The organism is Streptomyces sp. NPDC107528 (assembly GCF_055639295.1).
The window spans coordinates 75,681-92,683 of the sequence record NZ_JBVKAV010000021.1; the positions used below are offsets into that span (position 1 = coordinate 75,681).

A 17,003-nucleotide genomic window follows, 5' to 3' on the forward strand; every position below is an offset into this window, starting at 1 on the left:
ACACACCGCATATAAGGATGGCGCTTGCGACGGGCCCCGAGCAGAATCGGCCGATGGAACCCGTCACGCTCACCACCAGCCGTCTCCTCATGCGCACGGTCGGCCCGAAGGACACCGACACGGTGTACGAGGCCGCGCAGGACCCCGACATCCAGCGCTGGACCACGATCCCCTCGCCCTACCTGTACGAGCACGCCCAGAGTTTCGCGGAGGAACTGGTCCCGGAGGGCTGGGCGAACGGTTCGATGTTCACCTGGGGGCTCTTCCTCCCCGAAGGGGAGGAGCTGGTGGGCATGCTCGGCCTCACGATGCGCTCCATGAGCGAGGCCGAAATCGGCTTCTGGGGCACGAAGGAACACCGCGGCAACGGCTACATCACCGAGGCCGTACTCGCCGCGTCCCGCTGGGCTTTCGTCCACCTGTCGCTCGACCGCGTGGAGTGGCGCGCAGAAGTCGGCAACAGGCCCTCCCGCGCGGTGGCGGAACGCGCCGGCTTCGCCCTGGAGGGCACACTCCGCTCCGCCATGGTCCACCAGGGCGTACGCCGGGACTGCTGGGTGGGATCCCTGCTCCCGTCGGACCTGAGCCTGCCGTCGACGGCCCCGTACCTGCCTCCGAGGAACCAGCCCGCATGACCGTGCCCTCGCCCCCGCGCGCAGCCCCACCACGGACAAATCCCCAGCTCACCCCGCACTGTCAGTGCCACCGCCTATCGTGCGGACCATGACGACCCTGCGCCCCACCACCGACCTCTCGGCCGACGAGGCCCGCCGGATCGCCCTCCGCGCGCAGGGCTTCCTCGGCACCCCCGACCGCAGGTCCGGCGTCCGCGGCATACTGCGTCACCTGGGCGCGGTCCAACTCGACACCATCTCGGTCCTGGCCCGGTCCCACGAACTCATCCCGTACGCCCGCCTGGGCGCGGTGGACCGCAAGACGGTCGAGAAGGCCTACTGGACGCCTGGGGCCACGGCTGCGGGCAAGCCGTCGGCGCAACCGCACGCCTTCGAGTACTGGTCCCACGCCGCCTGCATCCTCCCGGTCGAGGAGTGGCCGCACTTCGCCTTCCGTCGCCGCGCCTACCGCAACCGCCCGCACTGGAACCACGACCTCCCCGACGGCACCTACGACCAGGTGATCAAGCAGCTGCGCACCGAGGGCCCTCTCACTGCGACCGAGCTGGGCGGCGCGAAGCGGACCAGCGAGTGGTGGGACTGGTCGGGCACCAAGGTCGCCGTCGAACGCGCTCTGATGTACGGCGAGGTGGTCTGCGTCGAGCGCCGCGGCTGGAAGCGCGTCTACGACCTCGCCGAGCGCGCCATCCCGGAGACGCTGCTGCACGACGAACTGGACGACGCCGAGTGCCTGCGCCGCCTGGTCCGCCTGGCGGGCCAGTCCCTCGGCGTGGGCACGCGCGCGGACATCGCCGACTACCACCGGCTCAAGGGCGAACAGGTCGACGCGGTGATCGCCGACTCGGGCCTGGTGCCGGTCACGGTCGAGGGCTGGGGCAAGCCGGCCTGGGCCGACCCGGCGGCCCTTGAGACCCCTCCGCGCGGTCGCCACCGTACGACGCTGCTGTCCCCGTTCGACTCCCTGATCTGGGAGCGGGCACGCACGGAGCGGATCTTCGGCTTCACTCACCGCCTGGAGGCGTACGTCCCCAAGCAGAAGCGGATCTACGGCTACTTCGCGATGCCGGTCCTGGCCGGTGGCCGCCTGGTGGGACGCGTGGACCCGGCCCGCGAGGGCACCACCCTGGTCGCCAAGCAGGTCACCCTGGACGGCCCGAAAGCGGTCCCGGCGGTGGCGCAGGCGCTGGTGGAGGCGGCGAGCTGGGTGGACTGCACGGACGTACGCGTGGACCGGGTCGACGCACCGGACCTGCGCGAGCCCCTCGCCACGGAACTCACACGCTTGCTGGCGTGACCCCGAAGCCGGTCATCCGGCCTCAGCGGATCTCCAGGATCTTCTCCCGCATCGCGTACACCACGGCCTCCATCCTGGAGTGCAGCTGCAGCTTCTCCAGGATGTTGCGCACATGGTTCTTCACGGTGTTCTCGGAGATGAACAACTCCTTGGCGATGTCCCGGTTGTTCATCCCCGTGGCCACGAGCTTGAGGACCTCCAGCTCGCGGTCCGTCAGCCGCGGCGCGGGCACGAGGCGGCGCTCGTCCGTGCGCTGGATCATCGACTTGAACTCGGTGAGCAGCTTCGACGCCATGGAGGGACTGATCTGTGACTGCCCGTCGGCCACGGCACGGATGGCGGTGGCCACCTCGTCCGTGGAGATCTCCTTCAGGAGATAACCGGTCGCGCCCGCCTTGATCGCGTCGTAGAGGTCGGCCTCCTCGTCGCTGATCGTCAGCATGATGATCTTCGCGCTGGGGGCGACCTCCTTGATGGAGGTGCAGGCCTCGATCCCGCCCCGCTTGGGCATCCGCACGTCCATCAGGATGATGTCCGGCAGCAGGTCAGCGGCCTTGTCCACGGCTTCCGCGCCGTCGCCCGCCTCCCCCACGACCTGGATGTCCTCCTCGGCCGCGAGCACGATCTCCAGTCCACGGCGGAACAGGGCGTGGTCGTCGACGACGAGGACTCTGATCGGCTCCTTGCGTGGAGAGCCCGCGTCCGGGCCCACGCCGACGACATCACCGTCGGCATCCTCGTCCCGCATCGGTCCGAAGCTGTCCGCCATCGTTCCTCCCCCTGAAGGCTGTGGCTGGTCGGTCTGCCATCGCCAACCCAAGGCACCGGCCCAACGGTTGGGCCGGTGCGGCCATGATTCCATGCCTGGCCGACACTACGGTGACGAGCGGGGCGCGAAGAGGTCGCACACCGGTGCCCCTGGGGGCGCACACCGCGCTCCAGGGGCACCGGCTCAGCTGTCAGCCGGGTGGATCAGCCGCCCAGCGTGCCGCCTGCCGCGGGAGCCTGCACCTGGGTGACCATCGGGTCCGTGCTGAGGTGAATGACGCCGTAGTCGTAGGCGTGCCGCCGGTAGACGACGCTCGGTTCCTTCGTCTCCGAGTCGACGAACAGGTAGAAGTCGTGCCCGACCAGCTCCATCTCGTAGAGGGCCTGGTCGAGGGTCATCGGGGAGGCGACATGCGTCTTCTCGCGTACGACGAGGGGGCCTTCGCCCTTTACTTCCAGCGAGCCGATCTTCTTGGTGGGAATTCCGTCCGGCTCTTCTTCCTGGAACGTGCGGCCATTGCCGTTCAGCGTCGCCGCGCCCGGTACGTGGTCGGGGACCTCGGCCGCCGTGAGTCGGCGTGCGCCTCGGCGCGAGAAACGCTTGTCGTGCTGCTTGCGCAGCCGGGCATCCAGCTTTTCCGCCGCGAGGTCGAGCGCCGCATACGGATCGCTGGCCGCTGCCTCCGCCCGGATCACCGGACCGCGGGAGCGGAGCGTGATCTCCACTCGGTCGCAGCGGTCGGCCTGTCGCGGGTTGGGCTCCTTGGACACCTCGACGTCGAGGCTGATCACCTTGGCATCGAGCCTCTGGATCTTCTCCAGCTTCAGCTTCTCGGCCACGTGCTTGCGGAACCGCTCGGGCACCTCGGTCTTGCGGCCCTTGACGACGATGTCCACGCAGAACTCCGTTCCCGGATCGCCCCGCCCCATCGGCGGAGCATCTCCCTTTTGCACCAGGCTCCGGGGAACCCCGAAGCCTCGGACTCGGTGACTTCCACCTCCTCCTCCCCCATGGGCAAGATCTCCACCCCATGGCCGCGGGTGATTGCGCAAAACCCACAGCACGGCATTCGGATATGACGGGGATGGCCTGCGCCTTTCCCTCACAACCGAACATATCTCGCCCGGACGGATGTCGTCACCCTCTACTGCGGCGTACCTCCGTTCAGGTGAATTGACCCTCTCGTTACCTGCAACGATGCAAGTTCTCAGTCAGTTCCGGTTTATTTCGAAAGAATCCGGCGACGCAGCGACCACAGCTGCGCAGATCAGGTCACGGGCCTGTCCTGCACCCATGATTCCCTGTCTCTCACGCAACCGCCGCACACTGCCCTCCGTCGATCCGGCACACCGTTCCTCTGTGCTTTCCCGACTTCCCGCTCGGTACACGGCTGTTGCTGTGGACTCCGCCGTACGACTGTTGGGGCCCACCCTCTCCCAGCCACCGGAGCCCACCCCCTCCGCCGCCGCCACCCCCACCCGCACAGCCCGCGCCGCCTCAGCCAGCGACGCACCCGTCGTCATCAGATCGTCGACGAGCACAACGGGACCACCACCGGCGAGCAGCCGCGCTCCCCCTGGCGCCACCACCAGCGCACCCGCGAGATTGTCCAGCCGCTGCCGCGAGTTGAGCCCCGACTGATCGGCCACCCCGCGCCCTTGCCGCAGCACGGCGAGCACGCGCGCCGGCGTCCCGGCCCGCCGCAGCTCACCCGCCGCCGCGAGCGCGATTCGCCGCGCCGGATCATGCCCTCGCGCACGCACCGACCCACGCGCGGACGGAACAGGGACGAGCAGCACAGGCGCCTCGGCGCCCGCCAACCGACGCACCCCGTCGGCCCGCACCTGCGAACCCTGGAACCACACAGCCCGCCCCGGCGCCCCACTGTCGCGAGACGCATGGTCCTCCCGAAGCCCGGCCCGCACAGCCCCCGCCAACGCCGCTCCGAGCGGTGCCGTGAGCGCCAGCGCGCCGCGTTCCTTGTGGGCGAGCAGCACGGCCCGCGCCTCGTCCGCGTACCGGGCCGCCGCGTGCACGACCGGCAGCCCGGGCGGCTCCGGCACCGGTCGCACCCGGCTCGGTGCGGCCCCGCTCAGGACGGCACGGCACTCCGGGCAGAGCACCGTGCGAGGCCTTCCGCAGCCTCCGCACTCGGCCGGCAGCACCAGGTCGGTCAGGTCCTGCCACCACCCCCGCATGCCCACCACTGTGCCAACGCCCGCGCCGACCGACCACCCCTGTGGATAACTGCCTGTGGATAACCCGAGCCCGATGCGGCCTGCCCCAATTCCGTCCCGGAACCGAGCCACGTCCGCACCCACACACCCACACGCCCGGCCCCCAGGCACCCACGCACCCCAGCACCCGGCACCCGGCACCCGGCACCCGGCACCCGGCACCCGGCACCCACTCACGCACCAAAACGAAGCGACCGCCCCCAGCCGAGGACTCACCCCGGCCGGAAGCGGCCACCACACTCCCCGTCCCGCACCTCAACAGCGGTCCGGGCGAAGCCTCACCCCGGATAGACCGGAGCGGCCCCGTCCGTCACCACCTTCTGCCACTGCGCCCCCGACGGCAGCCGCACGATCCCGTCCTCCGAGTAGCCGACCAGCGGCAGCCGTGCGTCCTCGGACGCGGTGATCTCCTTGACGCCGCTGAGGGCCGCGGGCGCCGGTCCCTCCGGTGTGGAGCCGTCGACCTGCACGTACCGCATGGTCTGCACGCCGCCCTTCTCGCGCCCGACCACGACGAGTCGGCTGTCACCGGCCCACGACATGGCCGAGACCTCCTCCAACTCGGGAGTCGCGGAGCGCAGTTCGTGCACCGAGACGCTTGCGGGCTCCTCCGCCTTGCCGTCCTGGCTCCGTTCGATCCGTCCGATGAGCAGCGACGACTTCTCGCCCTGCTTCACCACGAGCGCAATGCGCACACCGTCGGCGGCCACCTTCACCGACTCGATGCGCCCCTCAAGGCCCGGCGGCGTCTTCACCACCAGCGGCTCGCCGACGCCTTCCTCCAGCAGGAGCAGGCGGGGGTTGTCTGGGTTACGGTCGGCCACCCACAGGTCGCCCTGGGCGTCCCAGCTGGGCGCCGACAGCCGCTGCTCCGCCGTCGGGCCCGCGCTGCTCAGCTCCGGCTCCCCGAGCGGGCCACCCGACACCAGCGCACCGACGTACAGGTTCTTGCCATCGAGGCCGACCCCGGCCGCCATGTCCTCGTCACGCGACACCGCCACGGACTTCAGCTGCACATCGCCGTCGCCCAGGGCGCCCGGCACGGGATCGGGCTCCGTGTCGCTGGTGGCGGCGGGCAGCCGTACGAGCCGGTGCTCGGCGTTGAGGAAGTACAGGTAGTCGGCACGCTCCACCGATCCGCGCGCGGCGACGGCCTCGGCACTCTCCTCGGTGAGCGAGCACAACTGCCTGCCGTCGGACCGCAGCTCGACCTCGTCCACGGTGGGGGTGAGGTTCTGCAGGGTGAACAGGAGCTGGGCCGCCATCTCCTTGCACTGGGTCAGTCCGACCCGGGCCGCCTTGTCGTTCAGCTGCACGGTCAGCCTGTTCTGATCGTCGGGCGTCAGCGCGGTGACGCCCTTCCTCAGTGCCGTGCCGGTGGGGAAGCTCGACCTGACCACCGGGTTGAGCCAGCTGGTCGGCCCGGTGAGCAGGGAGCGGACCATCTGCGTCATCGGGTCCACGTTCCTGCGCACGTAGACGGGATCGGCGACGGCCGCCGTGTGCGGCGCTGTTCCGAGGGTGGTGTTCGTGGCGAAGTAGTACTTGTCGACGGACATGTAGTTCCGCTGGAAGTCCGACTTGCCCATGACGACGCCGCGCGGCGGGATGTCGATCCGCCACTGCTTCGTCTTCTTGTCCCGGGTGAGGTGCATCGGCTCGCTGTAGTCCCCGCCGGCGGGTGCGTACGACTGCTGCGCGTCGACCAGGGCGACCTTGGTGCCGGTCAGCGTGTAGGAGAGGCTGTCAGTCTCCTCCCGGCCCCCGACACGTTCTACGTCAGCGCCCGGCCCGTCGGCGAGCACCGTCGTGGACAGCAGGGGCTGCCACTTGTCCGACGCTTCCTTGGTCAGGTACTTGCGCGCGATCTCGTAGTCCGGATCGTCACTGGTCAGTGCTTCCAGGAAGCCCGACACGATCTCCGAGGACGAGGCGTCCTCGTGGGGCGGCATGGCGAAGACCCGCACCTGCGTGTCCTGTCGCGGCGTGGACTCGACGCCCCGCAGATCGCCGCTGTCGGGCATCGAGGCGCACCCCGCCAGCAGTACGGCGCCACAGGCGGCGTACGCCACCATGCGCCCCGCCCCGCGCCGGGTGGCGCCCCTCTCGCGGTCAGCGGCCACGAGATGCCTCCCCATGCTTGCTCGACTCCCCGTCCTGTCCTGCTTCCCCGCTCGCCGACTCCTGCGCACCGGGCGTCTCCTCCTGCCGCCGCGCGCCCGAAGCGGGCCGGGGCACCACACGCGCGCCATTGCCGGGCAGCGCCGTCGGGTCGGCCTTGGGGGCCACCCCGCCCGTCCGCGTGACGATCGGGTCCCTGGAGGGCATCGGGGGCACTTGGTCCCCGTTGGGCTGGACCGGCACCGTCGCCGCCTTCTCGCCGCCGCCGCTGGGCAGTCCGGCGTCGTCGAGGCCGCGATTGCGCCGTGAGTCCTTGGGTTCCAGGGGTATCGGCGAGCCCCGCAGCGGTTCGTCCGCGGTCCGCGGCAGCGTCAGCCGGAACTGCGAACCGCCGCCCGGCTCGCCCCACGCCTGGAGCCAGCCGCCGTGCAGCCGTGCGTCCTCCAGCGCGATCGACAGCCCCAGACCCGTACCGCCAGTGGTACGCGCGCGTGCCGGGTCCGCCCGCCAGAAGCGGCTGAAGACGCGGGTCGCCTCGCCGGGCTTGAGCCCGACGCCGTAGTCACGCACCGCGACTGCGACCGCCCCGCCCGCCGAGGCGAGCTTGACGATGACGTCCCTGCCCTCGCCGTGTTCGACGGCGTTGACGACGAGGTTGCGCAGCACTCGTTCGACGCGCCGGGCGTCGGCCTCGGCGACGATGGGCTGCTGGTCGCCGACGACGCGTATCTGGGTGCCCTTGCGCTCGGCGAGCGGCTCGGCCCCGCTGACGACGCGCCGCACGACCTCCCTGAGGTCGATCGGCTCGGCCTCCAGTGCCGCCGCGCCCGCGTCGAAACGGCTGATCTCCAGCAGGTCGGCGAGCAGGGATTCGAACCGGTCCAGCTGGTCGGCCAGCAGCTCCGCCGACCGCGCGGTCACGGGGTCGAAGTCCTCCCGCGCCTCGTGGATGACGTCGGCGGCCATGCGTACGGTCGTCAGCGGCGTCCGCAGCTCATGGGACACGTCGGACACGAACCGCCGCTGCATCCGCGACAGGTCCTCCAGCTGCTGGATCTTCAACTGGAGGTTCTGCGCCATCTTGTTGAAGGCCTCGCCGAGCCGCGCGATGTCGTCCTCGCCGGTGACCTTCATCCGCTCCTGCAGCCGCCCGGCGGACAACCGTTCGGCGATACCGGCCGCCATCCGCACCGGCGTGACGACCTGGCGCACCACGAGCCAGGCGATGGCCCCGAGGAGTACGACGACGAAGAGCCCGGCGGTGGCCAGCGTCCCCTTGACCAGGCTCAGCGATTTCTCCTCCTGGGTGAGCGGGAAGAAGTAGTAGAGCTGGTACGGGTCGCCGTTGGGGTCGTTGACCTGCTTGCCGATGACCAGGGCCGGCTGGGGCTCCTTGTCGGCGGTGCGGTTGTAGACGATGCGGGTGTAGCTCTGGAACGCCCCCATGTTGCTGTCGATCCGCTCGCGCAGGTCCTCGGGCACGCTCGCCGTCGGGTCCACGCCGCCGGAGGTGCGCGGCGCGCGTGCGGCGCTGTCCTCTGCCGCGGAGGCCGGGAGGGTGACCACGTCGAAGGCGCCCTGGCCGCCGCTAGAGAGCGAGGAGACGAGGTCGCTCATCCACTGGATGACGTTCTGCTCGGAACGCCCGTCGACCGTCGCACCGTCGTCGGCGGCTCCGGCCGCGGTTTCGTCGGCGCTCTTCTTGGCCGCGGCGAATCCGCCGGTGGCCTGGCTCTGCGAGGCCTTCACCTTGGCGTCAAGCAGGCCGTTGCGCACCTGCCCGATGACGACGAAGCCCAGTAGCAGGACGACGCCGAGCGACATCAGCAGGGTCGTGACGACGACCTTGAGCTGGATGTTGCGCCGCCACAGCCGCATGACGGGCAGCAGCGGCCGGCGCACCCAGCGCAGCAGGAGCCGAAGGACCGGACTGCCCTGCACTCCGCCCTGCAGCAGCCCGCCCTCGAGGAACCGTCCCCAGCGGGAGCCCGCCTTCTTCCGGCCGACAGGCCGCTCCGGACGGGCCCCGGTCCGACCGGGGGCCGTAGCGGCACTGTCCCCGGACATGTCAGCTCGGCCCTGCCTTGTAGCCGACGCCACGGACGGTCACGACGATCTCCGGCCGCTCCGGGTCCTTCTCGACCTTGGAACGCAGCCGCTGCACATGCACATTGACCAGACGCGTGTCGGCCGCGTGCCGGTAGCCCCAGACCTGCTCGAGGAGCACCTCACGCGTGAACACCTGCCACGGCTTGCGGGCCAGCGCGACCAGCAGGTCGAACTCCAGCGGCGTCAGCGCGATCGACTGCCCGTCCCGCTTCACGGAGTGCCCGGCCACGTCGATGACCAGGTCACCGATGGCGAGCTGCTCGGGTGCCGGCTCCTCGGACCTCCGCAGCCGCGCCCGGATCCGGGCGACGAGCTCCTTCGGCTTGAACGGTTTGACGATGTAGTCGTCGGCGCCGGACTCCAGGCCCACGACGACATCGACGGTGTCGCTCTTCGCCGTCAGCATCACGATCGGCACGCCGGACTCCGCCCTGATCAGACGGCACACCTCGATGCCGTCCCTTCCGGGCAGCATCAGATCCAGCAGCACCAGGTCGGGCTTGGCCTCACGGAATGCGGCCAGCGCCTTGTCGCCGTCGGCTACGAAAGACGGCTCAAAACCTTCACCACGCAGCACGATGCCGAGCATCTCGGCCAGTGCGGTGTCGTCGTCGACGACAAGGACTCGTCCCTTCATAAACGACATCATCCCATTCTCATAACAGTGGCGAAGGCTGAGGTGAGGTAGGTCACCGGCCAGTGACCTTAGTCGTACGCCGTCGCCACTGTCTGCCCTCGCTCAGATCACTGCGAGTGACCTTTGAGCGGGTTTGGCCCGCTCTGCCCGAACTGGTCCCACCTATGTCCACGTCACTACGTCGGCGTCACCTGCCGTGACCTGGCACACAGCTCGGCCAGCGCCTGGGCGGTCACGGGCGATGCGACCCCTTCCTCGGTGACGATCGCCGTCACCAGCTCGGGCGGCGTCACATCGAACGCCGGGTTGTACGCCTGGGTCCCCAGGGGCGCCACCGGAATCCCGCCTCCCGGTTCACCTCCCGCCACCGGCACCTGAGGCGCCGCGATCTCGGTCACCTCGAACCCAGGACGCTGCTCGACCTCGATGGACGCCCCGTCCGGGGTCTCGGGGTCCACCGTCGTCAAGGGTGCCACCACGATGAACGGCACATGGTGGTAGCGCGCGAGCACGGCGAGCGGATAACTCCCCACCTTGTTCGCCACCGACCCGTCGGCCGCGATCCGATCGGCCCCGATGAGCACCGCGTCCACCTCACCGGCGGCGAACAGGGACCCCGCCGCGTTGTCCGTGAGCAGTGTGTACGCCATCCCGTTGCGCGCAGCCTCGTACGCCGTCAGGCGAGCCCCTTGCAGCAACGGCCGCGTCTCGTCCACCCACAGCCTCCTGAGCCGCCCGGCCCGGTGCGCCGCGAGCGCGACCGCGAACGCCGTGCCCTCCCCGCCCGACACCAGCGCCCCGGTGTTGCAGTGCGTGAGGATGCGGTGCCCACCCCCGGGCAGCAGCTCATCCAGCAGTGCGAGCCCCTGCTCGGCCATGCGCGTGCTGGCCTCGGCGTCCTCCTGGTGCAGTGCCCGCGCGGCCCTCAGCGCCGCGGCGGCGGCCCGCTCGACGTCCCCGCTCCCGGCGAGCTCGTCCCGGTACGCCGCCTGAGCCCTGCGCACACCGAGGGCGAGGTTCACGGCGGTGGGCCGGGCCCCCGCGAGCGACTCGGCAGCGTCGTCCACATCGAAGCCGCGCACGGCGGCGAGCGCGATGCCGTACGCCCCGGCGATCCCGAGCAGCGGCGCCCCGCGCACGGCGAGCGAACGGATCGCCTCCACCAGCGCGGGCGCGTCCGTACACACCAGCTCGACCTCCTCAGCCGGCAGCCTTGTCTGGTCGAGAAGGACCAGTACGGGACCTTCGGGTGGCTCGTCCCACCGGATCGCCGGGATCTCGTGCGGCTTGCTGTCCTCGCCGGATTGCGCGTGCTGATCAGCCATGCGGTCAGTCTGCCCTTTGTCCGGCGGACAATTGAAGGTGTCCAGCCCATACCGCGGCCGGTACCTCTGCGGCCACCCCATGGCACGATGGCTGCCAACCTGCCGCCGCGACCGCGGACGGGCACCGTGAAGGAGCGACGATGAACGACACTCCGGGCTGGGCCTCGCCCGGATCCGCCCCGTCCGACGGCCAGGAACCCGGCGCGTCCGGCCCGGCCGAGCCCGCAGACCGTCCCGACCCCGCGCAGCAACCGGGACCCGACCCACAGGGCACCGGCTCGAAGTGGTCCAAGGAGCAGCCGCCGGCCGGCCAGTGGTCCGCCCCGACCGGGCCCGAGGCCCCCGGCCGTCATACCCCGCCACCCCCACCGCCCGGCCCGGGCTGGGGCACCCCCCCTCCTGCCGGCACCGGCGGGTGCGGCGGTGGTGGCTCCCAGGGCTACGGCGTCCCCGGCGGACACGGCGCCTGGGGCAGCGGCTGGGGCGGCCCGCCGCCCGCTGCCAAGCCCGGCGTGATCCCGCTGCGCCCCCTCGGCGTCGGCGAGATCCTCGACGGCGCGGTCTCCACCATGCGCACCTACTGGCGCACGGTCCTGGGCATCTCCCTGACCGTCGCGATCGTGACGGAAATCCTCGTCATCCTCCTCCAGGGCTTCGTCCTGAACGACCTCGCCGGCAGTGAGGCCCTCAACGACCCGGACGCCACCCTCAGCGAGGTCACCCGGGCCACGGGCGACGCCCTGCTCAGCTCCAGCGTGATCTTCCTGATCTCGGTGATCGGCGCGATCATCGCGACCGCCCTGCTGACGACGGTCACCAGCCGCGCGGTGCTCGGCAAGTCCGTGACCACCGGCGAGGCCTGGCGGGACGCCCGTCCTCAGGTGCTGCCGCTGTTCGGCCTGCTCCTCCTGCTGCTGCTCATGACCTTCGGCCTGGTGCTCGTGGGTGCCCTGCCCGGCATCCTCGTGGTCGCCTCGGGCTCGGGTGCCGCGGGCGGGGCGCTCGCGATCCTGGGCATCCTCGGCGCGGGCATCGTCGCGATGTGGCTGTGGTTCCGATTCTCCCTCGCCTCGCCCGCGCTGATGCTGGAGAAGCAGGGCATCGTGAAGGCGCTGAGCCGCTCGGTGAAGCTGGTCCGCGGCTCCTGGTGGCGCGTCTTCGGCATCCAACTGCTCGCCACGCTCATCGCGAACATCGTCGCGGCGATCGTCGTCATCCCCTTCACCTTCCTCGCCGCCGCGTTCAGCGGCGACGGCGCCACCGCCTTCCTCGACGGCGCCGGCGACTTCGGCTGGACGTTCCTCATCATCAGCGGCATCGGCTCGGTGATCGGCTCCATGATCACCTTCCCGATCACGGCCGGCGTCACCGTCCTGCTCTACATCGACCAGCGCATCCGCCGCGAGGCCCTCGACCTCGAACTGGCCCGCGCAGCCGGCGTCCAGGACCACAGCGCTGGCACCGGCACCCCGGGGAGCTGATCCGGTGAGCCTGGCGGGGGGAGTTCTCACAACAGCGTCAGCACTGTCGCTGACGGCACGCTCGGCCGACGAGCCACCACTGACGATCCCGCGCGATCCCGCGCGGGAGGCGGCCCGTCGCGAGCTGTCCAAGCAGATGTACCACGAGAACGAACCCAGCTGGTTCCAGCGAGCCCTGGACGCCTTCTGGGCCTGGGTCGAGGACTTGTTCAACAGCGCCTCGACCGTGACGCCCGGGGGACCGCTCGGCCTGGTCGTCATCATCCTGGTCGTCGTCGCGGTCCTGGGCGCCCTGTGGTGGCGCCTGGGCACCCCGCGCCGCCAACCCACATCCTCCGCAACCCTGTTCGACGACCGCCCCCGCAGCGCCGCCGAACACCGGTCCGCCGCCGAGGCACACGCCGCCCAGGGCCACTGGAACCAGGCCGTCCAGGAGCGCATGCGCGCCATCGTCCGCTCCCTCGAGGAGCGCGCACTTCTCGACGTACGCCCCGGCCGCACCGCGGACGAGGCCGCCGCCGAAGCAGGCCGCTCACTGCCCGCCCACACGGACCGACTGCGCACCGCCGCACGGGACTTCGACGACGTGACGTACGGCGGCAGAACCGCGACCCAGCAGGCATACCAGCGCATCGCTGAACTCGACCGCGACCTGGAGAGCAGCAAGCCGCAACTCGCCGCCAGCACCCCCAGTACGGCCCCCAACGCCCGCCAGGGAGCCGCCGAATGACCACCGAGGCCACGCTCCGGTCCACCGCGGCCTCGCCCACCCCGCGCCAGGTGTGGACCCGCGCGCGAGGCATCGCCCTCGCCGTCGTACTCCTGCTCGTGGCGGCCGTCGTGATCGCCACGATCCGCTCCGACTCCCGGCACGGCGCCCTCGACCCACGCTCCGCCGACCCCAAGGGCAGCCGGGCCGTCGCCGAACTCCTCGCCGACCGCGACGTGGACACGCGTGTGGTCACCACCCTGGACGACGCGCGCGCCGCGGCCGCCCCGGACACCACCGTCCTGGTCGCCGCCCCAGACCTCCTGACGCACCGTCAACAGTCCTGGCTGCGCTCGTCGACCGCCGGCTCCGGCGGCCGTACCGTACTCGTCGCCCCCGGCAGCTGGTCCGTAGAACGGCTCGCCCCCGGCGTCACCGCGGACCCCGCCACCAGCCTCGACTCGGAGCTCTCCCCCGACTGCACCCTGCCCGCCGCCCGACGCGCAGGCACCGCCGACCTGGGCGGCGTCCGCTACACCACCACCCACCTCGACGCCGACCAGTGCTACCCGAGCGAGCGCCTCGCCACCCTGCTGCGCGTCCCGGACTCCACCGGGGACGCCGCCGGCGACACCGTCGTCCTCGGCGCACCCGACATCCTCAACAACGACCGCCTCGACGAACAGGGAAACGCCTCGCTGGCGCTCCAACTCCTCGGTTCCCGCCCCCACTTGGTGTGGTACCTCCCCTCGCTCTCCGACACGTCGGCCGCCGACTCGGACGACGAACGCAGCTTCCTCGACCTGCTCCCCTCGGGCTGGCTCTGGGGCACGCTGCAGCTCTTCATCGCCGCAGCCCTGGCCGCCCTCTGGCGGGCACGCCGACTCGGCCCCCTCGTGCCCGAAAAACTCCCCGTCGCGATCCGCGCCTCCGAAACCGTCGAAGGCCGCGCCCGCCTCTACCGCAAGGCGAACGCCCGCGACCGCGCGGCCGCCGCTCTTCGCTCCACCACCCGCACGCGCCTCGCCCCCCTCGTAGGTGTCCCCGTCACTCAGGCGCACACGCCCGAGGCCCTGCTCCCCGCGCTGTCCGCCCACCTCCACCACCACGGGGGCGGACAGACCCTGCACACCCTCCTCTTCGGCCCGCCGCCCAGCGACGACGCAGCACTCATCGCCCTCGCCGACCAACTCGACGCCCTCGAAAGAGAGGTACGCCGTCCATGATGGACCCGACCACTGACAACGCCGGGAACACCGGGGATCCGGGCACCGCCCGAGCCTCCCTGGAGGCCCTGCGCGCCGAGATCGCCAAAGCCGTGGTCGGCCAGGACCCCGCCGTGACCGGCCTCGTCGTCGCACTCCTGTGCCGCGGCCACGTCCTCCTCGAAGGCGTCCCCGGCGTCGCCAAGACCCTCCTCGTACGCGCCCTCGCCTCCGCACTCGAACTCGACACCAAGCGCGTCCAGTTCACCCCCGACCTCATGCCGAGCGACGTGACGGGCTCCCTCGTCTACGACACCCGCTCCGCCGAGTTCTCCTTCCAGCCCGGCCCGGTCTTCACCAACCTCCTCCTGGCCGACGAGATCAACCGGACTCCCCCCAAGACCCAGTCGTCCCTCCTGGAAGCCATGGAGGAACGCCAGGTCACCGTCGACGGCACACCCCGCCCGCTCCCCGACCCATTCCTGGTCGCAGCGACCCAGAACCCGGTGGAGTACGAGGGCACCTACCCCCTCCCCGAAGCCCAGCTGGACCGTTTCCTCCTCAAGCTCACGATCCCGCTCCCCTCCCGCCAGGACGAGATCGACGTCCTCACCCGCCACGCCGAGGGCTTCAACCCCCGCGACCTGCGCGCCGCCGGCGTACGCCCCGTAGCGGGCCCCGCGGACCTGGAAGCGGCACGCGCGGCCGTGGCCAAGACAACGGTCTCCCCGGAGATCACGGCCTATGTGGTCGACATCTGCCGAGCCACCCGGGAATCCCCCTCCCTCACCCTCGGGGTCTCCCCTCGCGGCGCCACGGCCCTCCTGGCCACCGCCCGCGCGTGGGCGTGGCTCACAGGCCGCGACTACGTCATCCCCGACGACGTGAAGGCCCTGGCTCTCCCCGCCCTCCGCCACCGCGTACAACTCCGCCCGGAGGCCGAGATGGAAGGCGTCACCGCCGACTCCGTGATCAACGCGATCCTCACCCACGTCCCCGTCCCGCGCTGATGGCACTCACCGGACGCGCCGCACTCCTCGCGGCCCTGGGCTCCCTCCCCGTAGGCATCTGGGACCCCAGCTGGACGGGCATCCTTGCGGTCAACGCCCCCTTGGTGGCGGCCTGCGCCTGCGACTTCGCCCTGGCCGCACCCGTACGCCGCCTCGGCCTGACCCGCTCAGGCGACACCTCCGTACGCCTGGGCGAAACGGCCGACGTCACCCTCACGATCACCAACCCGTCCAGCCGCCCCCTCCGCGCCCACCTCCGCGACGCCTGGCCCCCAAGCAGCTGGCAACCAGGCACAGAGGTAGCGGCCTCCCGCCACCGCCTGACGGTCCCCGCAGGCGAACGCCGCCGCATCACCACCCGCCTACGCCCCACCCGCCGCGGCGACCGCCAGGCCGACCGCGTGACGATCCGTTCCTACGGACCCCTGCGTCTCTTCTCCCGCCAGGGCACCCACAACGTCCCCTGGACAGTACGGGTCCTCCCCCCGTTCACAAGCCGCAAGCACCTCCCCTCCAAACTGGCCCGCCTGCGCGAACTCGACGGCCGCACCAGCGTGCTCACCCGCGGCGAAGGCACTGAATTCGACAGCCTGCGCGAATACGTCCCCGGCGACGACACCCGCTCCATCGACTGGCGCGCCACAGCCCGCCAATCCACGGTCGCCGTGCGCACGTGGCGCCCCGAACGCGACCGTCACATCCTCCTCGTCCTGGACACCGGCCGAACCTCAGCAGGCCGCGTCGGCGACGCTCCCCGCCTGGACGCCTCCATGGACGCAGCACTGCTCCTGGCCGCCCTCGCCTCCCGCGCCGGCGACCGCGTTGACCTCCTCGCCTACGACCGCCGAGTACGAGCCCTCGTCCAGGGCCGCACAGCAGGAGACGTCCTTCCCTCCCTGGTCAACGCGATGGCCACACTGGAACCCGAGCTGATCGAAACGGAGGGCCGAGGCCTGACGGCCACGGCTCTCCGTACTGCCCCCCGCCACTCCCTGATCGTGCTGCTCACGACCCTCGACGCGGCCCCCATCGAGGAGGGCCTGCTCCCAGTGCTGTCCCAACTCACCCAGCGCCACACACTTCTGCTGGCCTCAGTAGCGGACCCCCACATCGCGCACATGGCAACCGCACGCGGAAACACAGACGCCGTTTACGAGACCGCAGCAGCCGCCCAGGCCCAAAGCGAACGCCACCGCACGGCAGAACAACTCCGCCGCCACGGCGTCACGGTCGTCGACGCCACACCAGAAGAACTCGCGCCAGCACTGGCAGACGCATATCTGGCCCTCAAAACGGCGGGACGCCTGTAACCCAGAATTTCCGAAGGGGGCTCTCCTTCCAGAGAGCCCCGAACCATGCGTTGCGTAAAGCACCACAAACGCAGAAAGGCCCACACCATAAGGTGTGGGCCTTTCTCACAATTTGTTCGGCGGCGTCCTACTCTCCCACAGGGTCCCCCCTGCAGTACCAT

General features: G+C 70.9%; 14 protein-coding genes. 7 read left to right on the top strand and 7 right to left on the bottom strand.

The annotated features are described in order from the left end of the window. The first annotated feature begins 53 nt into the window (after window positions 1–53). The gene (locus ACZ7L5_RS43445) at window positions 54–635 is read left to right on the top strand and encodes a GNAT family N-acetyltransferase (protein WP_471524440.1); all 582 of its coding nucleotides are present in this window, start codon (window positions 54–56) and stop codon (window positions 633–635) included. Window positions 636–723: 88 nt separating this feature from the next. Next, window positions 724–1,929 carry a winged helix-turn-helix domain-containing protein gene (locus ACZ7L5_RS43450; protein ID WP_471524442.1) on the top strand — a complete coding sequence of 402 codons (1,206 nt, stop codon included), beginning with the start codon at window positions 724–726 and terminating at the stop codon, window positions 1,927–1,929. 22 nt (window positions 1,930–1,951) lie between these two features. Here the strand turns inward: ACZ7L5_RS43450 and ACZ7L5_RS43455 are convergent, their stop codons facing one another. From ACZ7L5_RS43455 to mtnA, 7 genes are all read right to left on the bottom strand, one after another. After that, window positions 1,952–2,698 carry a response regulator gene (locus ACZ7L5_RS43455; protein WP_471524444.1) on the bottom strand — a complete coding sequence of 249 codons (747 nt, stop codon included), beginning with the start codon at window positions 2,696–2,698 and terminating at the stop codon, window positions 1,952–1,954. A 203-nt stretch (window positions 2,699–2,901) separates the two neighbouring features. After that, a complete protein-coding gene (gene hpf, locus ACZ7L5_RS43460; RefSeq protein ID WP_383239656.1) occupies window positions 2,902–3,594 on the bottom strand; it encodes a ribosome hibernation-promoting factor, HPF/YfiA family in 693 nt (230 codons plus the stop codon). A 315-nt stretch (window positions 3,595–3,909) separates the two neighbouring features. Beyond that, window positions 3,910–4,896 (bottom strand): ComF family protein, encoded by a 987-nt coding sequence (locus tag ACZ7L5_RS43465; RefSeq protein ID WP_471524446.1) that lies wholly within the window; start codon window positions 4,894–4,896, stop codon window positions 3,910–3,912. Between the two features lie 317 nt (window positions 4,897–5,213). Next, window positions 5,214–7,058 carry an LpqB family beta-propeller domain-containing protein gene (locus ACZ7L5_RS43470; protein ID WP_471524448.1) on the bottom strand — a complete coding sequence of 615 codons (1,845 nt, stop codon included), beginning with the start codon at window positions 7,056–7,058 and terminating at the stop codon, window positions 5,214–5,216. Beyond that, window positions 7,048–9,123 carry an MtrAB system histidine kinase MtrB gene (gene mtrB, locus ACZ7L5_RS43475; protein WP_471524450.1) on the bottom strand — a complete coding sequence of 692 codons (2,076 nt, stop codon included), beginning with the start codon at window positions 9,121–9,123 and terminating at the stop codon, window positions 7,048–7,050. The genes ACZ7L5_RS43470 and mtrB overlap by 11 nt, the downstream gene beginning before the upstream one ends. Window position 9,124: 1 nt before the next feature. Further along, window positions 9,125–9,814 (bottom strand): two-component system response regulator MtrA, encoded by a 690-nt coding sequence (gene mtrA / locus ACZ7L5_RS43480; protein ID WP_187283109.1) that lies wholly within the window; start codon window positions 9,812–9,814, stop codon window positions 9,125–9,127. Between the two features lie 164 nt (window positions 9,815–9,978). Beyond that, window positions 9,979–11,127, bottom strand: a complete 1,149-nt coding sequence (mtnA, locus tag ACZ7L5_RS43485; protein WP_471524452.1) for an S-methyl-5-thioribose-1-phosphate isomerase — start codon at window positions 11,125–11,127, stop codon at window positions 9,979–9,981. 140 nt (window positions 11,128–11,267) lie between these two features. Here mtnA and ACZ7L5_RS43490 point away from each other — a divergent pair, with 140 nt between their 5' ends. The 5 genes from ACZ7L5_RS43490 to ACZ7L5_RS43510 are packed head-to-tail and all read left to right on the top strand — an operon-like array spanning window position 11,268 to window position 16,842. Continuing rightward, complete coding sequence (locus ACZ7L5_RS43490; protein WP_471524454.1) at window positions 11,268–12,608, top strand: DUF7847 domain-containing protein; 1,341 nt, start codon at window positions 11,268–11,270, stop codon at window positions 12,606–12,608. A 4-nt stretch (window positions 12,609–12,612) separates the two neighbouring features. After that, on the top strand, window positions 12,613–13,338 hold the full coding sequence (locus tag ACZ7L5_RS43495; protein WP_471524455.1) for a DUF4129 domain-containing protein: 726 nt from the start codon (window positions 12,613–12,615) through the stop codon (window positions 13,336–13,338). Continuing rightward, window positions 13,335–14,543 (top strand): DUF4350 domain-containing protein, encoded by a 1,209-nt coding sequence (locus ACZ7L5_RS43500; protein WP_471524457.1) that lies wholly within the window; start codon window positions 13,335–13,337, stop codon window positions 14,541–14,543. The genes ACZ7L5_RS43495 and ACZ7L5_RS43500 overlap by 4 nt, the downstream gene beginning before the upstream one ends. Beyond that, window positions 14,543–15,532, top strand: coding sequence for an AAA family ATPase (locus tag ACZ7L5_RS43505; protein ID WP_471524469.1), 990 nt, complete (start codon window positions 14,543–14,545; stop codon window positions 15,530–15,532). The genes ACZ7L5_RS43500 and ACZ7L5_RS43505 overlap by 1 nt, the downstream gene beginning before the upstream one ends. Next, entirely contained in the window at window positions 15,532–16,842 is a 1,311-nt protein-coding gene (locus ACZ7L5_RS43510; protein WP_471524459.1) for a DUF58 domain-containing protein, read from the top strand. The genes ACZ7L5_RS43505 and ACZ7L5_RS43510 overlap by 1 nt, the downstream gene beginning before the upstream one ends. Window positions 16,843–17,003 lie beyond the last annotated feature (161 nt).